The sequence below is a fragment of the Pseudomonas cichorii genome (assembly GCF_003700275.1).
Classification (GTDB): domain Bacteria; phylum Pseudomonadota; class Gammaproteobacteria; order Pseudomonadales; family Pseudomonadaceae; genus Aquipseudomonas; species Aquipseudomonas cichorii_B.
On sequence record NZ_RBRE01000089.1, the window covers coordinates 40,231 to 54,344 of the forward strand.

Annotated in this window: 15 protein-coding genes; 6 read left to right on the forward strand and 9 right to left on the reverse strand. The window is 58.2% G+C overall.

Going from position 1 to position 14,114, the window contains the following annotated elements; all coding sequences use genetic code 11:
* Positions 1-44: 44 nt before the first annotated feature.
* The 3 genes from cgtA to rplU form a co-directional block, all read right to left on the reverse strand.
* Positions 45-1,268, reverse strand: a complete 1,224-nt coding sequence (gene cgtA / locus ALQ04_RS23375; protein WP_122318091.1) for an Obg family GTPase CgtA — start codon at positions 1,266-1,268, stop codon at positions 45-47.
* 207 nt (positions 1,269-1,475) lie between these two features.
* Positions 1,476-1,751: a 50S ribosomal protein L27 gene (gene rpmA / locus ALQ04_RS23380; protein WP_025261879.1), complete on the reverse strand. Its 276-nt coding sequence runs from the start codon at positions 1,749-1,751 to the stop codon at positions 1,476-1,478.
* 32 nt (positions 1,752-1,783) lie between these two features.
* Complete coding sequence (rplU, locus tag ALQ04_RS23385) at positions 1,784-2,095, reverse strand: 50S ribosomal protein L21 (RefSeq protein ID WP_122318092.1); 312 nt, start codon at positions 2,093-2,095, stop codon at positions 1,784-1,786.
* A 240-nt stretch (positions 2,096-2,335) separates the two neighbouring features.
* Here rplU and ALQ04_RS23390 point away from each other — a divergent pair, with 240 nt between their 5' ends.
* Positions 2,336-3,304, forward strand: a complete 969-nt coding sequence (locus ALQ04_RS23390; protein ID WP_122318093.1) for a polyprenyl synthetase family protein — start codon at positions 2,336-2,338, stop codon at positions 3,302-3,304.
* Positions 3,305-3,462: 158 nt separating this feature from the next.
* Positions 3,463-3,705, forward strand: coding sequence for a hypothetical protein (locus ALQ04_RS23395; RefSeq protein ID WP_122318094.1), 243 nt, complete (start codon positions 3,463-3,465; stop codon positions 3,703-3,705).
* Between the two features lie 78 nt (positions 3,706-3,783).
* Here ALQ04_RS23395 and ALQ04_RS23400 read toward each other — a convergent pair whose 3' ends face one another.
* From ALQ04_RS23400 to ALQ04_RS23420, 5 genes are all read right to left on the reverse strand, one after another.
* Entirely contained in the window at positions 3,784-4,401 is a 618-nt protein-coding gene (locus tag ALQ04_RS23400) for an FKBP-type peptidyl-prolyl cis-trans isomerase (RefSeq protein ID WP_122318095.1), read from the reverse strand.
* A gap of 130 nt (positions 4,402-4,531) precedes the next feature.
* Positions 4,532-4,840, reverse strand: a complete 309-nt coding sequence (locus tag ALQ04_RS23405) for a DUF6482 family protein (RefSeq protein WP_122318096.1) — start codon at positions 4,838-4,840, stop codon at positions 4,532-4,534.
* Between the two features lie 138 nt (positions 4,841-4,978).
* A complete protein-coding gene (locus ALQ04_RS23410) occupies positions 4,979-5,467 on the reverse strand; it encodes a TIGR00645 family protein (RefSeq protein ID WP_025261884.1) in 489 nt (162 codons plus the stop codon).
* A 135-nt stretch (positions 5,468-5,602) separates the two neighbouring features.
* Positions 5,603-5,932, reverse strand: a complete 330-nt coding sequence (locus ALQ04_RS23415) for a hypothetical protein (protein ID WP_122318097.1) — start codon at positions 5,930-5,932, stop codon at positions 5,603-5,605.
* A 193-nt stretch (positions 5,933-6,125) separates the two neighbouring features.
* A complete protein-coding gene (locus ALQ04_RS23420) occupies positions 6,126-8,561 on the reverse strand; it encodes a Lon protease family protein (protein WP_122318098.1) in 2,436 nt (811 codons plus the stop codon).
* Between the two features lie 324 nt (positions 8,562-8,885).
* Here ALQ04_RS23420 and ALQ04_RS23425 point away from each other — a divergent pair, with 324 nt between their 5' ends.
* The 4 genes from ALQ04_RS23425 to ALQ04_RS23440 all read left to right on the forward strand — a co-directional run bounded on the left by ALQ04_RS23425 (position 8,886) and on the right by ALQ04_RS23440 (position 12,354).
* Entirely contained in the window at positions 8,886-9,374 is a 489-nt protein-coding gene (locus ALQ04_RS23425) for a DUF3015 domain-containing protein (protein WP_025261887.1), read from the forward strand.
* A gap of 62 nt (positions 9,375-9,436) precedes the next feature.
* Positions 9,437-11,290, forward strand: coding sequence for a DUF4105 domain-containing protein (locus ALQ04_RS23430; protein WP_122318099.1), 1,854 nt, complete (start codon positions 9,437-9,439; stop codon positions 11,288-11,290).
* A 125-nt stretch (positions 11,291-11,415) separates the two neighbouring features.
* Entirely contained in the window at positions 11,416-11,769 is a 354-nt protein-coding gene (locus ALQ04_RS23435) for a hypothetical protein (protein WP_122318100.1), read from the forward strand.
* 72 nt (positions 11,770-11,841) lie between these two features.
* Positions 11,842-12,354, forward strand: coding sequence for a GreA/GreB family elongation factor (locus ALQ04_RS23440; RefSeq protein ID WP_122318101.1), 513 nt, complete (start codon positions 11,842-11,844; stop codon positions 12,352-12,354).
* Positions 12,355-12,395: 41 nt separating this feature from the next.
* Here the strand turns inward: ALQ04_RS23440 and ettA are convergent, their stop codons facing one another.
* Entirely contained in the window at positions 12,396-14,060 is a 1,665-nt protein-coding gene (ettA, locus tag ALQ04_RS23445; RefSeq protein ID WP_122318102.1) for an energy-dependent translational throttle protein EttA, read from the reverse strand.
* Positions 14,061-14,114 lie beyond the last annotated feature (54 nt).

Genomic DNA, 14,114 nt, shown 5'->3' on the forward strand with positions numbered 1-14,114 from the left:
CGCCGCTATCAGTCAGTAGCGGCGTTCAAGTTTACTGCAAGCGATCAGTCTCGGACGTAAATGATTTCCGGACCATCTTCATCGTCCTCATCATCTTCATCCCAATCGTCTTCGCCAATGTCATGCACGCTCTTCACGCCGCTACGACGCAGGGCACGCTGATCGTCCAGCGCCTGCAACTGAGCCCGCGCCTCGTCTTCGATGCGCTGATCCAGTTCGGCCAGCTCTTCGGCATAACCAGGTTCTTCGATCAGGCGCAAGCTGCGCTCTTCAAGATAGCGCATGATGTCGCGAGAGAGCTGTTCGGTACCTTCCTTGGCAATCGCGGAGATCACGTAGACCGGGCCAGTCCACTCCAGGCGATCGATGATTTCCTGCTTGCGAGCCTCATGCTCCTCTTCAAGGATCTGGTCGCACTTGTTCAGCACCAGCCAGCGATCACGCTCAGCCAGCGACGGGCTGAACTTGACCAGCTCATTGACGATCACCTCGGCAGCATCCGGAGCACTGGTTTCATCCAGCGGCGCCATATCAACGAGATGCAGCAACAGGCGAGTACGCGCCAAGTGCTTGAGGAAGCGAATACCCAGGCCAGCACCGTCGGACGCGCCTTCGATCAAACCCGGAATATCGGCAACGACGAAGCTCTTCCAACGGTCGACACTGACCACACCCAGGTTCGGCACCAGAGTGGTGAACGGATAGTCAGCCACTTTTGGCTTGGCGGCGGAAACCGAGCGAATGAAAGTACTTTTACCCGCATTCGGCAAGCCCAGCAGGCCGACGTCAGCCAACACCTTCAGTTCCAGCTTGAGATCACGCTGATCGCCCGGCTTGCCCGGCGTCGTCTGACGCGGAGCGCGGTTGGTGCTGGACTTGAAACGGGTATTGCCCAGACCGTGCCAGCCACCCTGAGCCACGAGCAGGCGCTGGCCAGCCTTGGTCAGGTCACCGATGATTTCCTGGGTCGTTGCGTCAATCACAGTCGTTCCGACCGGCACGCGCAGAACCAGCTCTTCACCCTTGCGGCCCGTGCAGTCAGCACTGCCACCATTGGAACCGCGCTCGGCGTCGAAATGGCGGGTATAGCGATAGTCGACCAGCGTGTTGAGGTTTTCGTCGGCGATCATGTAGACCGAACCGCCATCACCACCGTCACCGCCGTTGGGACCACCGTTTTCGATAAACTTTTCGCGACGGAAGCTCATGCAACCGTTGCCGCCGTCACCGGCTTTTACTCGAATGGAAACTTCATCTACAAACTTCATAACGCCACTCCCGTCGCTGGGACGAGCAGAACCACATAAATTACATAAGACTCTTGCAAAGATGAGCGTTGCGATACCGATCAGAAACCAGCGACCCGGAAGGCCCACATCACAACAGCCCGCACAAACAGCTTTGCAAGAGACTCACCAACATCTACAAACAAAAAAGCCCCGTCGCAAGACAGGGCTTTTCAAGCTACTGCGAGATTACGCTGCGGAGACTTCAGTCTTCGGAACGATGCTCACATAGCGACGACCGAAGGCGCCTTTAACCTGAAACTTGATCACGCCTTCCACTTTCGCGAACAGGGTGTGATCTTTACCCATACCAACGCCATAGCCAGCGTGGAATTGGGTGCCGCGCTGACGCACGATGATGTTGCCTGGAACGATAGCCTGGCCGCCATACATCTTCACGCCAAGGCGTTTGGCTTCTGAGTCGCGACCGTTACGGGTACTACCACCAGCTTTTTTGTGTGCCATGAGTCAATTCTCCAAATGAGGATTAGGCTGAATTAAGCCTGAATACCTGTGATTTTGATCTCGGTGTACCACTGGCGGTGGCCCATACGCTTCATGTGGTGCTTACGACGACGGAACTTGATGATGCGAACCTTGTCGTGACGACCTTGCGCAACTACTTCAGCCACGACGGTAGCGCCAGCAACAACTGGAGCACCGATATTGACGTCGTCGCCATTGCCAACCAGCAGGACGCGGTCAAAAGTGACGGATTCGCCAGTAGCGACTTCCAGTTTTTCAATTTTCAGGTATTCACCTGGGGCGACTTTGTACTGCTTGCCACCGGTAACAATTACTGCGTACATGGTATTTCTCCGAAAATCCTGCTCACCCAGCTCTTTATAAGAAGAGTATCGGCTGGCATGGCTGCATCAGGCTGGAACGGCCTGGTTGCAATTGCGTAAGGCAGGTGCTGCCCAGGAAAGTTAGGGTGCGCGATTGTACGCAAGGCAAGGATGGGTTGCAAGGCCCCGGACGGCATACCTTGACATGCCCTACCCTGCAACCTAGCATGCGGCGCAACCTTTCTGGAGCACTTGTCGCTGATGCAACCCCAAGCCTTCTACCGCGCGGTGGCGGACGACTTTAGTGCCGTTGACCTTATCATCAAGAAGCAACTGACGTCGCGCGTACCGCTGGTCTCGAAAATCGGCGATTACATCACGTCAGCCGGCGGAAAACGCCTGCGTCCGCTGCTGGTGCTCCTGTGTGGCAAAGCCCTGGGACGCGAAGGCGACGACCTGCGCCTGCTTGCCGCCACCATCGAATTCCTGCACACCGCCACCCTGCTGCATGACGATGTCGTCGACATGTCCGGCATGCGTCGTGGCCGCTCAACTGCCAATGCACTGTGGGGCAACGCGCCAAGCGTGCTGGTAGGTGACTTCCTGTATTCGCGTTCGTTCGAGATGATGGTCGAACTGGGCTCGATGCCGGTCATGCAAATCCTGTCCAAGGCCACGCGGATCATCGCCGAAGGCGAAGTCCTGCAGCTGTCCAAGATTCGCGACGCCAGCACCACCGAAGAAACCTACATGGAAGTGATTCGCGGCAAGACAGCCATGCTGTTCGAGGCCTCGACCCACAGCGCCGCGGCCCTGTGCAATGCGTCCACAGAACAGAGCGAAGCCCTGCGCACCTTCGGCGATCACCTGGGCGTCGCCTTCCAGCTGGTCGACGACCTGCTCGACTATCGTGGCGACGCGGAAACCCTGGGCAAGAACGTGGGTGACGATCTGGCCGAGGGCAAACCGACCCTGCCATTGATCTACACCATGCGCGAAGGCTCGCCGGAACAGGCGGCCCTGGTCCGCCAGGCCATCCAGAAAGGCGGCCTGGAAGACCTCGAAAGCATCCGCAATGCGGTCGAGAGCGCCGGAGCCCTGGATTACACCGCGCAGCTGGCCCGCGATTACGCTGCCCGCGCCATCGCCTGCCTGGACGCCCTGCCGCCAAGTGAGTACCGCGATGCACTGGTGGAGCTGAGTGAATTCGCGGTCGCCCGCACTCACTGACAGCCGTCCGTCAGCAGCAAAAGAGCCCGTCCCAGTGACGGGCTTTTTTATTGGCCCAGATCAACCACCCGGCAGAAAATGCGAATTAATCTCAAATAGAAGCTTGCTATTATCGTAATAGGAATTATTCTCATCAAATCAAAAGCAGGAGATGGAACATGACTTATTTGATCGATGCATGGCTGGACCGCCCACAGCCCTATCTGAGAATTCTTCACCGCGAGACAGGCGAAGTCTGTGCCGTACTTGAAGAAGAGGCGCTTGAGGAACTACGGGATCAGGGCGACCTGGATGTGCACAGCCTCAGCTCCAGCGAACCCGTGGTGCTCAAGGAACTGGTGCGTAATCTGTTTCTGTTCTGTTATGCGCGGGCATTGCGCCCGGTAGGTGAGTTGCACTGAACATGATTCATTCACGTACTGCTGCTGAACGAATCAAGGCGATTCGTTCAGCAGCCATCTGCACCGATCAGTAATCGATTACAGAACAGCCAGCAGTTCCACGTCGAAAACCAGAACGCTGTGCGGCGCGATGCTGCCGACGCCTTGAGCGCCGTAAGCCAGCTCGCTCGGCACGTACAGGCGCCATTTGCTGCCAGTGTTCATCAGTTGCAGGGCTTCGGTCCAGCCAGCGATCACGCCGCTCACCGGGAATTCGGCAGGCTCGCCACGATCGTAGGAGCTGTCGAAGACAGTGCCGTCGATCAGAGTGCCGTGGTAGTGAGTGCGGACCTGATCTTCACGGGTCGGCTTGGGGCCGTCACCAGCGGTCAGGACTTCAAACTGCAGGCCTGAAGCCAGAGTCGTCACGCCTTCACGCTTGGCGTTTTCAGCCAGGTAAGCCAGACCGGCGCCAGCAGCCTTCTCAGCCTTTTCAGCTGCTTCGGCCTGCATGATTTCACGGATAACCTTGAAGCTGGCGGACATTTCTTCCTGACCAACACGGCTTGGCTGGCCGGCGAACGCATCGCTCAGACCTGCCAGGATGGCTTCCAGGTTGACGCCCGGTGGCGGGTTGTCACGCAGTTGGTCGCCCAGCTGGCGGCCAATGCCGTAGCTGACGCGGGTTTCGTCGGTGGACAGATTGACTTCGGACATGACGCTGCTCCGTAGAGGGACACCCAGGCGGCAAGCAGCGAAAAAATCGCCATTGACCCTGATGCGCCCCGAACCAAAAGGGCAAGCAGCCTAGCACAGATGACCGTAGCGCCCTATCGCAGCAGCGAACTCAGGACCAGGATGAATGAAATGAAATCGGCAGGCGCATGACAGACCGGTCATTGACCGGCATGCCGCACAGCTCGTCATGAACGACCGAATGGACCAGATAGAACGGCACCACCGGCAAGGTCTTGAGCAGGTCACGTGCATGCTCGACCGAACGCAGATGCAGGGTCTTGCCTTCAGGCCCCTTCAACATCCGGGAACCGCCCTCCATGCACACTTCAAGCAGATAGATACCGCCTTCGATGGAAATCAGATTCAGCTCATCGACCCTGCCCGCCTGGGCGTGATCGGTAAATTCCTGAACATTCATGATCGAACCTCGCAGCCGTTCTGGAGAACCGGAACCGTTTTTCTACCTTATCCCGGCGCAAGATGCCAGAAACCAGACCGCCCGCCCCTTTGTTCATTGCTGGACACAGAGGGCAGGCGGCAAGGCATGGAGCAGGCTTCAGTTCTTGGTCAGCTTGTCCAGATAACCCATCGCAAACGCCGAGATCACAAAAGTCATGTGGATGATCACGTACCACATCAGGTACTGCGTCTCGATATTCTTGGCATCCATGAAAACGCGCAGCAGGTGGATGGAGGAAATCGCCACGATAGAGGCCGCGACTTTCATTTTCAGCGACGAGGAGTCCATCGTGCCGAGCCAGTTGAGCTTTTCCTTGTCCTCATCGATGTCCAGCTGGGAAACGAAGTTCTCGTAACCGGAGATCATCACCATGACCAGCAGACCGCCCACCAGCGCCATGTCGATCAGCGACAGCAGGACCAGAATCAGGTCCGACTCGGCAAGAGAGAAGATATTGGGCAGAACGTGGAAGATTTCCTGGAAAAACTTCAGGCCAAGAGCCAGCAACCCAAGGGACAAGCCGAAATAGATGGGCGCCAGTAGCCAGCGCGATGCATACATCGCATTCTCGAAAAAACGTTCCATGGAGACTCGCCAGTGGTTTGAAATGACGGGCGAGTATATCAGCGAGAATCCGAAGCTCTAGTTCTGCGACAAAATGACACAGAAAATCCTTCGTCCGGAATGACGAATATCAACTACAGCCCCGACAGCGTACGACTAGAACGGAAACGAGCGTTGATAACGTGCCAGATCACCGTTGATACGGCGCAGTTCGCTCTGCATGTGCAGCCTCCAGATCGGTACATCGCCGGCACCTTCATAGCCATGCAGCGCAAGGCTTTCAGCGATGGCGAGCAATACCGACTCAGCGGCCAGCAGACCGTTGAACGGTCCTTGGGACTTGATGGCTGAAGGCTGTTCGCCGGACATCCCGGCGGCGAAGAGCAACATCCACATGCCTCCATCGTCGGGAAGAGGCCGGATGACACATTCAATGCGGGTCATCAGCCCCAGGCATTGACGGGTAAGACAGAGGCTACGCGGCATGGCGAGTTCCTCGTTAGCGACAGTATTCGTCTCTCCTGTTCAAGCGAGTGACGCGCCAGTCCATTTGACCACTGTGGTAATCAGACAGAATAGAAGAAAAGTCGCATAACAAAAGCATGCCGGATGAACGGGCTTCGCGAATGAATTCGCCCCCACCGTGACTGTAGGAACGGACTCATCCGCGAAGGAACTATCAGGCCTTCAGTTCAGGCTGCAACTGGGCCGGCTCCTTTTCCAGCTCTTCCTTGAGGTCTTCGTCACTGAGCATTTCCGCGATATCGCGCAGACGCTCGACCACCCGGGCGTTGACGCTGCCTTCAGGAAACTCGCCATTTTCGTCCGGCGTACCGGCGGGTTCGCCCACCAGCAGGCTCAATGCCTCGTCCGCCTGACGCACCGCATACACATGGAACTGCCCGGCGCGCACGGCTTGCAGTACACGTTCATCGAGCATCAGGGTCGCGACGTTGGCCTGGGGAATGATCGCGCCCTGCTCGCCCGTCAGACCACGGGCCTCACAGAGCCTGAAGAAGCCTTCGATCTTCTCGTTGACCCCGCCCACCGCCTGCACTTCACCGAACTGGTTGATCGAGCCGGTGATCGCAAAGCACTGTTTGAGCGGCGTGCGCGAAAGTGCCGAAATCAGGGTGCAGGCTTCGCCAAGCGAAGCGCTGTCGCCATCGACATAACCGTAGGATTGTTCCAGGGCGATACTGGCCGAAATCGCCAGCGGGAATTCCTGCGCGTAACGGCTGCCCAGATAACCGGTGAGGATCATCACGCCCTTGGAGTGAATCGGCTGGCCAAGATTGACCTCACGCTCGATGTCGACAATACCGCTGCCACCGGGATAGACAGTGGCCGAAATACGCGCAGGCACACCGAACGCCGAGTCTCCGACCTCCAGCACTGTCAGCCCGTTGCACTTGCCGACCGCCGCACCGTCGGTGTCGATCAGAATCACGCCGGCCAGCATGTCATCGAGAATCCGCGCCGAGACACGTCCGGTGCGCGTGGCCTTGGCCTTGAGTGCACGCTCGATATGGCCGGCATCGGTCTGCTCTTCATTGGCCAGTTGGCGGATGAAATCGGCCTCGCTGACCAACTGGAACAAATCGCCGATACGCGCCGACAAACGCCCCTGATGCTCGGCCAGGCGCGCGCTGTAGGTCGCCAGACGGGCAACCGCGTCGGCTGTCAAAGGCGCCATGCCTTCTTCCGAAGTACGGGTTTTGAGCAGTTGGGCGAACTGCTCCAGGGTTTCGTCGACCATCGGGATTTCTTCGTCGAAATCCACCAGCACCCGGAACATCTCCTGAAAGTCGGGATCCAGGTCCTGCAAGGTGTAATACAGCGAACGCGCACCAATGATGATGATCTTGACGTTCCACGGGATCACTTGCGGAGTCAGGGTCACTGTCGCCAGACGCCCCATTTCGCCCAGTGGCGATTCCATTTTCAACTTGCGCGATTGCAGGGTGCGCTTGAGCGCGTCCCAGACATACGGCTCGCTGAGCATCTTCTCTGCTTCCAGAATCAGGAAGCCGCCATTGGCGCGATGCAAGGCACCGGGACGCAACTGGCGATACGTGGTGTAGAGCGCACCCTGATCGGTGCTGTATTCGATACGGCCAAACAGGTTGTCGTAGGTCGGATGCGGCTCGAATACCACCGGCGCGCCGCCGCTATGAGTGTGGCCGACCACCAGGCTGGGACAGTACTGCTCTTCCAGCAGCTTGCGCGCCTGAGCATCGGTCTTGCTGTCATCGACCAGTTGCTCGACCACCGTTTTGAGCAGATAGACCTGTACCGCCTGCAGATAGGCACAGACCGCTGCGTTCTCGGCATACTTTTCCGACAGCGGTGCCAGCAGCGGCTGCAGGGTCAGGGTGATGGTTTCCTCGTTCAACTGGCGCAACTGATTACTGGACTCGCGCTTCCACTGGGGCAGGCTGGCCAGCTCTTCGTTGAGACGCTCCTCAAGACCGGAAATATCTTCGTGGAAGCGTTCCCGATCGGCTTCCGGCAATTGCGAGAACTCGGCTTCGTCCAGTGCCTTGCCGTCGGCCATTGGAGTAAAGGCGATATTGGTGCTGTCGCGGTACAGCGCGATGTCCTTTTCCAGTGCCAGACGCTCGATCACGTCCAGGGCCCGGTCATAGCGCTGGTTGAAGGCGCGGTCGATGGCGCTTTTCTTCTGCTGATACGACGGATGCTCGAATACCGCCGGAAAGGTCGCCAGCAGGTTATCGATCAGGACACCGACGTCGGCCATGAAATCCTGGGCACTGCCCGGCGCCAGCTCCAGCGCCTTGGGCTCGCGGGGCTCATCGAAGTTATTGACGTAGACCCAGTCCGACGGGGTCTGCAGGCGCTTGGCCTCGGCCTTGAGATAGCGTTTTACAAACGAGAAGCGGCCCGTGCCAGGCTCACCCATGACAAACACGTTATAACCGGGACGCGGCATCGCGACCCCGAACTGCAAAGCTTCTACGGCTCGTTCCTGGCCGAGGACACCGCGAAAGGGCTCCAGATCATTAGTCGTCGAAAAGCTGAACTGTTCAGCGGAAAACGGGCGTGTCAGCGCTTGTGGCGCTAGACGAAGGCTGGCTGCGACAGAATCGGGCATCAGTGTTCCTTACATCAGGCGGGGCAGATGTCGGCATTCTGGCGCTCGCCAGACAAGACTTGCAAGACAGGAAAAGCCTGAATGTCTTTTAACGCCCGCAAACCGGGGCTGCGCTGCCCCGCAAAACCTGCATGATGCGAATAAATCTGTAATTGACCACGGAACCCTTGGAACCGACCTAAACTCCAAACTGCGCGAATGGTTACAAATAGCCATTTGCCTTGAATGCATCGGTGGGTACGAGAGGTCAGCGCATGCAATACCTGTCGTGCCAAACCGGTTCAAGAACCCCGACCCTGGTTGAACATAAAAGAGAAAAAAGCTATGAAACGGATTCTTCTTGGAACGCTCTTCACCGCAGTCTCTATCAACGCTATGGCACAGGCACCCGGCGGCCCGGATTGTGGCTGGGGCAACATGCTGTTTGAAGGCCAGCGCGGCACTCCTGCTCACTTCCTGGCATCGACCACCAACGGCACTTCCGGTAACGCCACTTTCGGCATGACCTCCGGCACCAATGGTTGCTCCACCAACGGCGCCCTGACTTATGGTGGCAAATCCTGGCTGGCCATGAATGGCATGATGGACGAGCTCTCCAAAGACATGGCAATGGGTCAGGGTGAAGCACTGACTACCTATGCGGTCGTACTGGGCGTTGCACCAGAAGATCGTGCGCATTTCGCCGCAGTCACCCACGAGCATTTCTCGCAGATCTTCAGCAAGGCCGACACGACCGCTGAAGACGTTCACAGCAACACCATCAATGTCCTGAAAAACGATCCGACCCTGGCCAAATACGCAACCCAGGCTTAAAGTCGTTTGCCCGCCCCTTAGCTCCAAGGGGCGGGTTCCCATCTCCTGACAAGTTGCTTTCTATGCTCAAACGTCTTGCGTACCTGGCGCTGTTTGTCTGTGCCCCGTTATCCGCTGCCCCACACCTGAGCGCAGACCGTTTGCAGCAATTGGCCAATGAGCCCTTCTGGCTTTCGCTGGGCCATTACGAGCCCGCCAAGCTGGGTGGCTGGCGCAGTCATGTCGATGACCCCAGATTCTTTCTCTCTGCCGATGGCGCCCACGACCCGAAGGCAGAGCTGAGCGCAACCCTTGACGCCCTTTACAGACCGGTCGGCGACGAGCAGACACACGCCCAGTGCGTGTATCCGTCGCGCACCCGCTGGCTGCGCGACCAGTTGCAACTGACCGACCTGCCCGGCGTCGACTGCAAGGACTTCAAGGCCTGGTTCAAGGATGTCGCCCCGGACAGCACGGTGCTGATCTTCCCGGCAGCCTACCTCAACAGTCCTTCTTCGATGTTCGGCCACACCTTGCTGCGCATCGACCCGGCCAGTGCCAAGACCAGCGGTACGACGCTGCTCAGCTACGCCATCAATTTCGGTGCCTATATCGAAGGCATGGACAACAGCATTCTCTATGCCTGGAAAGGCCTGATGGGTGGCTATCCAGGCCTGTTTGCGCTGGTGCCCTATCAGGAAAAGCTCTCGGAATACCGCAGCCTGGAAAACCGCGACCTGTGGGAATACAAGCTGAACCTGACCACTGCCGAAACCGAACGCATGGTCGAGCATGTCTGGGAACTGAAGCAGATTCGTTTCAGCTATTTCTTTTTCGATGAAAATTGCTCTTACCGCCTGCTGGAGCTGTTGCAGGTGGCGCGACCGGGCCTGAAGCTGACCGGGCAATTCGGCCTTACCGCCATTCCGACCGATACCGTCAAGGCGATCAAGGCAGCCGGGCTGGTGGAAAAAATCGAATACCGCCCTTCTCGCGAGCGTGAATTGCTCAGCCGTGCCGAGCCACTGAGTCAGGACGAGCAGCAGTGGGTGCTGAAAGTCAGCGCCGACCAGACGCAGCTCAAGGACAGTCAGTATCAGGCGCTGCCCAAGGACCGCCGGGCCTTGATCCAGGATGCGGCCTATCGCCTCGAACGCTATCGCGCCAACGGGCTGGAGCGTGATGCCACCCGTTCACAACGCAGCTTCGAGCTGTTGCAGGCCATCAACCAGAACCCGCCCCCGCAACTGGATATCCAGCGACCCGGTCTGCCGGAAGAAGGCCATGAGTCACGAACCTGGCAACTGGGCGCGGGCAGCCGTAATGACCGGGCCTTCGCCGAGTACGGCCTGCGTATGGCATATCACGACCTGAACGACAACGCCTACGGCTTCCCGCTGGGTGCGCAGATCGAGATTCTGCAGCTCAAGTTGCGCCAGTACGAAGGCAATGACTGGCAAGTCCAGCAACTGGATCTGGCCACCATCCGCTCGCTGACGCCACGCACTGACTTGCTCAAGCCCTGGTCATGGCAAGTGACCGGTGGTCTGGAACGGGTACTGGGCAAGCACGGTGATGAAAACCTGGTCAGCCATGTGAATGGCGGCGGCGGTGGGACCTGGCAACTGGGCGATGATGTCCTGGGCTTTGCCTTGGGTACTGTGCGTATCGAGCACAACAATGACTTCGCCGAGTTCGTCTCTCCGGCAGCCGGGTTCAATACCGGAGTGCTGTGGCGCAACCCGCTGGGCAATCTGAGCCTGGAAGCAAAGGGCGATTACTTCATCAATGGCGAAGTGCGGCGCAGCATCAGCCTCAATCAGCAATGGGAACTGTCCCGCAACCTGGGCCTGCGCCTGAGCGCCCAGCGCGAATTCAGCCAGATGTCCACGCCACAGAATGAAGTGATGCTTGAGGTGAAGTGGTATCACTATTGATGATGGCTTTTCGCGAATGAACTGGCTCCTGCACAGGCGAATTCATTCGCGAAAGATGAACACATCTTTTACAAATAACTCACAAGCAGGCCACTACACTCAAGCTACAAGTAGAGGAATCCAAAATGAACCTGCGCTGGGTGTTGTTGTGGCTGGTTGTCGTGCTGACAGGCTGTCAGTCCACCCATGACCAGTTGGTCGCCGAAGGTTATCCACCGGCATTCGCCGACGGCTTTCAGGATGGTTGTGGCAGCGGCAAGGAGGCGGCCGGGGCTTTTACCGGGCTGTTCAAGAAGGATGTGCCCCGCTACCTCAAGGACAAACTCTACGCCGAAGGCTGGAACGACGGGTTCCGTCAGTGCCAGGCGATGGCCGACAGGCGTGACCGGCTTGATCCCGGACAGGTCTGGAATGACCGCGACCGTGACTGGGAGCGGGAAAAGACCCGAAGTGCCGCCAAGGCCTATCGTCCAGATTAAGGTCGCTTCGGGACATTCGACGAAACCAATCAGTTGCGATCATGGCCAAAGCTCCAAACAGGAGGACAAACCATGAGTCGCGCTTTCGTCAATGAAGACAACGCCGCAGCCGAGGCCAGCCAGCCGGTCGAACGCCTGGTCAGTACCCAGCCTAACTACGTCACCGCCCACGGGCTCTTGCTGTTGCAACAGCATGTCAATGAATTGCAGGCACAACACAGTGCACAAACAGCTCAGGGCGACAACGCCGACAAGCAGCGCCTGGCCGATATCGAGCGGGACCTGCGCTATTTCACGCAACGCCTGCAGAGTGCCCAGGTAGTCACGCCGGCCATTTCCACCGAACAGGTGCAGATCGGAAGCTGGGTGACGTTTGCGGATGAGCAAGACAACCGCCAGCGTGTGCAACTGGTCGGCGAGGATCAGGCCAATGCAGCGCAGGGGCTGATCAACTGGAGTTCGCCACTGGGGCGGGCATTGCTGGGGACGCAATTGGGAGATGAGGTGTTATGGAAACGCCCGGCGGGCGATCAGGTCATCGAGATCGTGTTGATCGAACCCGATGACGGCGTAGCCAGTCAGTAGTCTTCGCGGGCAAACGGCGAACCGCCTGCCCGCGAATCCGGTCAGGCCAGCTTCTTGTGCCGTACCCGATGCGGCTGGGCAGCAGCATCGCCCAGGCGTTTCTTGCGATCGGCTTCGTACTCGGTGTAGTTGCCTTCAAAGAAGACCGCTTGCGAGTCGTCTTCGTAAGCCAGGATGTGGGTCGCCACGCGGTCCAGGAACCACCGATCGTGAGAGATCACAATGGCAGCGCCAGGGAAGTCCAGCAGGGCTTCTTCCAGCGAACGCAGGGTTTCCACGTCCAGGTCGTTGGACGGTTCGTCGAGCAGCAGGACGTTGCCGCCCTCTTTCAGGGTCAACGCCAGGTGCAGACGACCGCGCTCACCACCGGAGAGGTCCTTGACGAACTTCTGTTGATCGCCGCCCTTGAAGTTGAAACGGCCCACGTAAGTGCGCGACGGGATCTCGTAGTTGCCGATGCGGATCTGGTCCGAACCATCGGAAATCTGCTGGAACACGGTCTTGCTGCCGTCCAGGTCGTCACGACTCTGATCGACACAGGCCAGTTGCACGGTTTCACCGATTTCGATGCTGCCCGAATCCGGTGCTTCCTTGCCCATCAGCATGCGGAACAGTGTCGATTTACCAGCACCGTTACCACCGATCACGCCGACAATCGCGCCTTTAGGCATGGCAAACGACAGGTTGTCGATCAACACGCGATCGCCATAACCCTTGCTGACGTTCTTGAACTCGATGACCTTGTCACCCAGGCGCGGACCGGCCGGGATGTAGATCTCGTTGGTTTCGCTGCGCTTCTGGAATTCCTGCGATTGCATTTCTTCAAAGCGTTGCAGACGGGCCTTGGACTTGGACTGACGCGCCTTGGCACCTTTGCGAACCCATTCCAGCTCGTCTTTCATGGCCTTTTCATGGGCCGACTGCTGCTTGGATTCCTGGGCCAGACGATCGGACTTGGCTTCCAGCCAGCCCGAATAGTTGCCCTCGTATGGAATGCCCGCGCCGCGGTCGAGTTCCAGAATCCAGCCAGCGACGTTATCCAGGAAGTAACGGTCGTGCGTGATCGCAACCACAGTACCCGGGAAATCGTGCAGGAAGTGCTCCAGCCAGGCGACAGAATCGGCATCCAGGTGGTTGGTCGGTTCGTCGAGCAGCAGCATGTCCGGAGCGGACAGCAGCAGACGGCACAGGGCAACACGACGCTTTTCACCACCGGACAACACGGAAACCTTGGCATCCCAGGCGGGCAGGCGCAGCGCATCGGCGGCGACTTCCAGTTGGCGCTCCAGGTTATGGCCATCGCCAGCCTGCAGGATCGCCTCAAGCTTGGCCTGTTCGGCAGCCAGCTTGTCGAAGTCGGCATCCGGCTCGGCGTATTCGGCGTAGACCTGATCCAGACGGGCCTGAGCGTCCTTGATGACGCTGACCGCTTCCTCGACCACTTCACGGACGGTCTTGTTCGGGTCAAGTTGTGGCTCTTGCGGCAGATAACCCACATTCAACTCGGGCATCGGGCGTGCTTCGCCGTCGAACTCGGTATCGACACCGGCCATGATTTTCAACAGCGTGGACTTGCCCGAGCCGTTGAGACCCAGAACACCGATCTTGGCGCCCGGGAAGAAGGAAAGGGAAATGTTCTTCAGAATCTCACGCTTCGGCGGCACAACTTTGCTCAGCCGATGCATGGTAAAGACGTATTGAGCCATGGAATGAAAACCTAGCGTCTGTGAGGGTGACTGATAAAGCGCGAGCTTTTATTT

Bases quoted from the DNA above. Each gene is read 5' to 3' on its own strand.
- cgtA (WP_122318091.1), bottom strand. From the start codon at position 1,268: ATGAAGTTTGTAGATGAAGTTTCCATTCGAGTAAAAGCCGGTGACGGC.
- rpmA (WP_025261879.1), bottom strand. From the start codon at position 1,751: ATGGCACACAAAAAAGCTGGTGGTAGTACCCGTAACGGTCGCGACTCA.
- rplU (WP_122318092.1), bottom strand. From the start codon at position 2,095: ATGTACGCAGTAATTGTTACCGGTGGCAAGCAGTACAAAGTCGCCCCA.
- ALQ04_RS23390 (WP_122318093.1), top strand. From the start codon at position 2,336: ATGCAACCCCAAGCCTTCTACCGCGCGGTGGCGGACGACTTTAGTGCC.
- ALQ04_RS23395 (WP_122318094.1), top strand. From the start codon at position 3,463: ATGACTTATTTGATCGATGCATGGCTGGACCGCCCACAGCCCTATCTG.
- ALQ04_RS23400 (WP_122318095.1), bottom strand. From the start codon at position 4,401: ATGTCCGAAGTCAATCTGTCCACCGACGAAACCCGCGTCAGCTACGGC.
- ALQ04_RS23405 (WP_122318096.1), bottom strand. From the start codon at position 4,840: ATGAATGTTCAGGAATTTACCGATCACGCCCAGGCGGGCAGGGTCGAT.
- ALQ04_RS23410 (WP_025261884.1), bottom strand. From the start codon at position 5,467: ATGGAACGTTTTTTCGAGAATGCGATGTATGCATCGCGCTGGCTACTG.
- ALQ04_RS23415 (WP_122318097.1), bottom strand. From the start codon at position 5,932: ATGCCGCGTAGCCTCTGTCTTACCCGTCAATGCCTGGGGCTGATGACC.
- ALQ04_RS23420 (WP_122318098.1), bottom strand. From the start codon at position 8,561: ATGCCCGATTCTGTCGCAGCCAGCCTTCGTCTAGCGCCACAAGCGCTG.
- ALQ04_RS23425 (WP_025261887.1), top strand. From the start codon at position 8,886: ATGAAACGGATTCTTCTTGGAACGCTCTTCACCGCAGTCTCTATCAAC.
- ALQ04_RS23430 (WP_122318099.1), top strand. From the start codon at position 9,437: ATGCTCAAACGTCTTGCGTACCTGGCGCTGTTTGTCTGTGCCCCGTTA.
- ALQ04_RS23435 (WP_122318100.1), top strand. From the start codon at position 11,416: ATGAACCTGCGCTGGGTGTTGTTGTGGCTGGTTGTCGTGCTGACAGGC.
- ALQ04_RS23440 (WP_122318101.1), top strand. From the start codon at position 11,842: ATGAGTCGCGCTTTCGTCAATGAAGACAACGCCGCAGCCGAGGCCAGC.
- ettA (WP_122318102.1), bottom strand. From the start codon at position 14,060: ATGGCTCAATACGTCTTTACCATGCATCGGCTGAGCAAAGTTGTGCCG.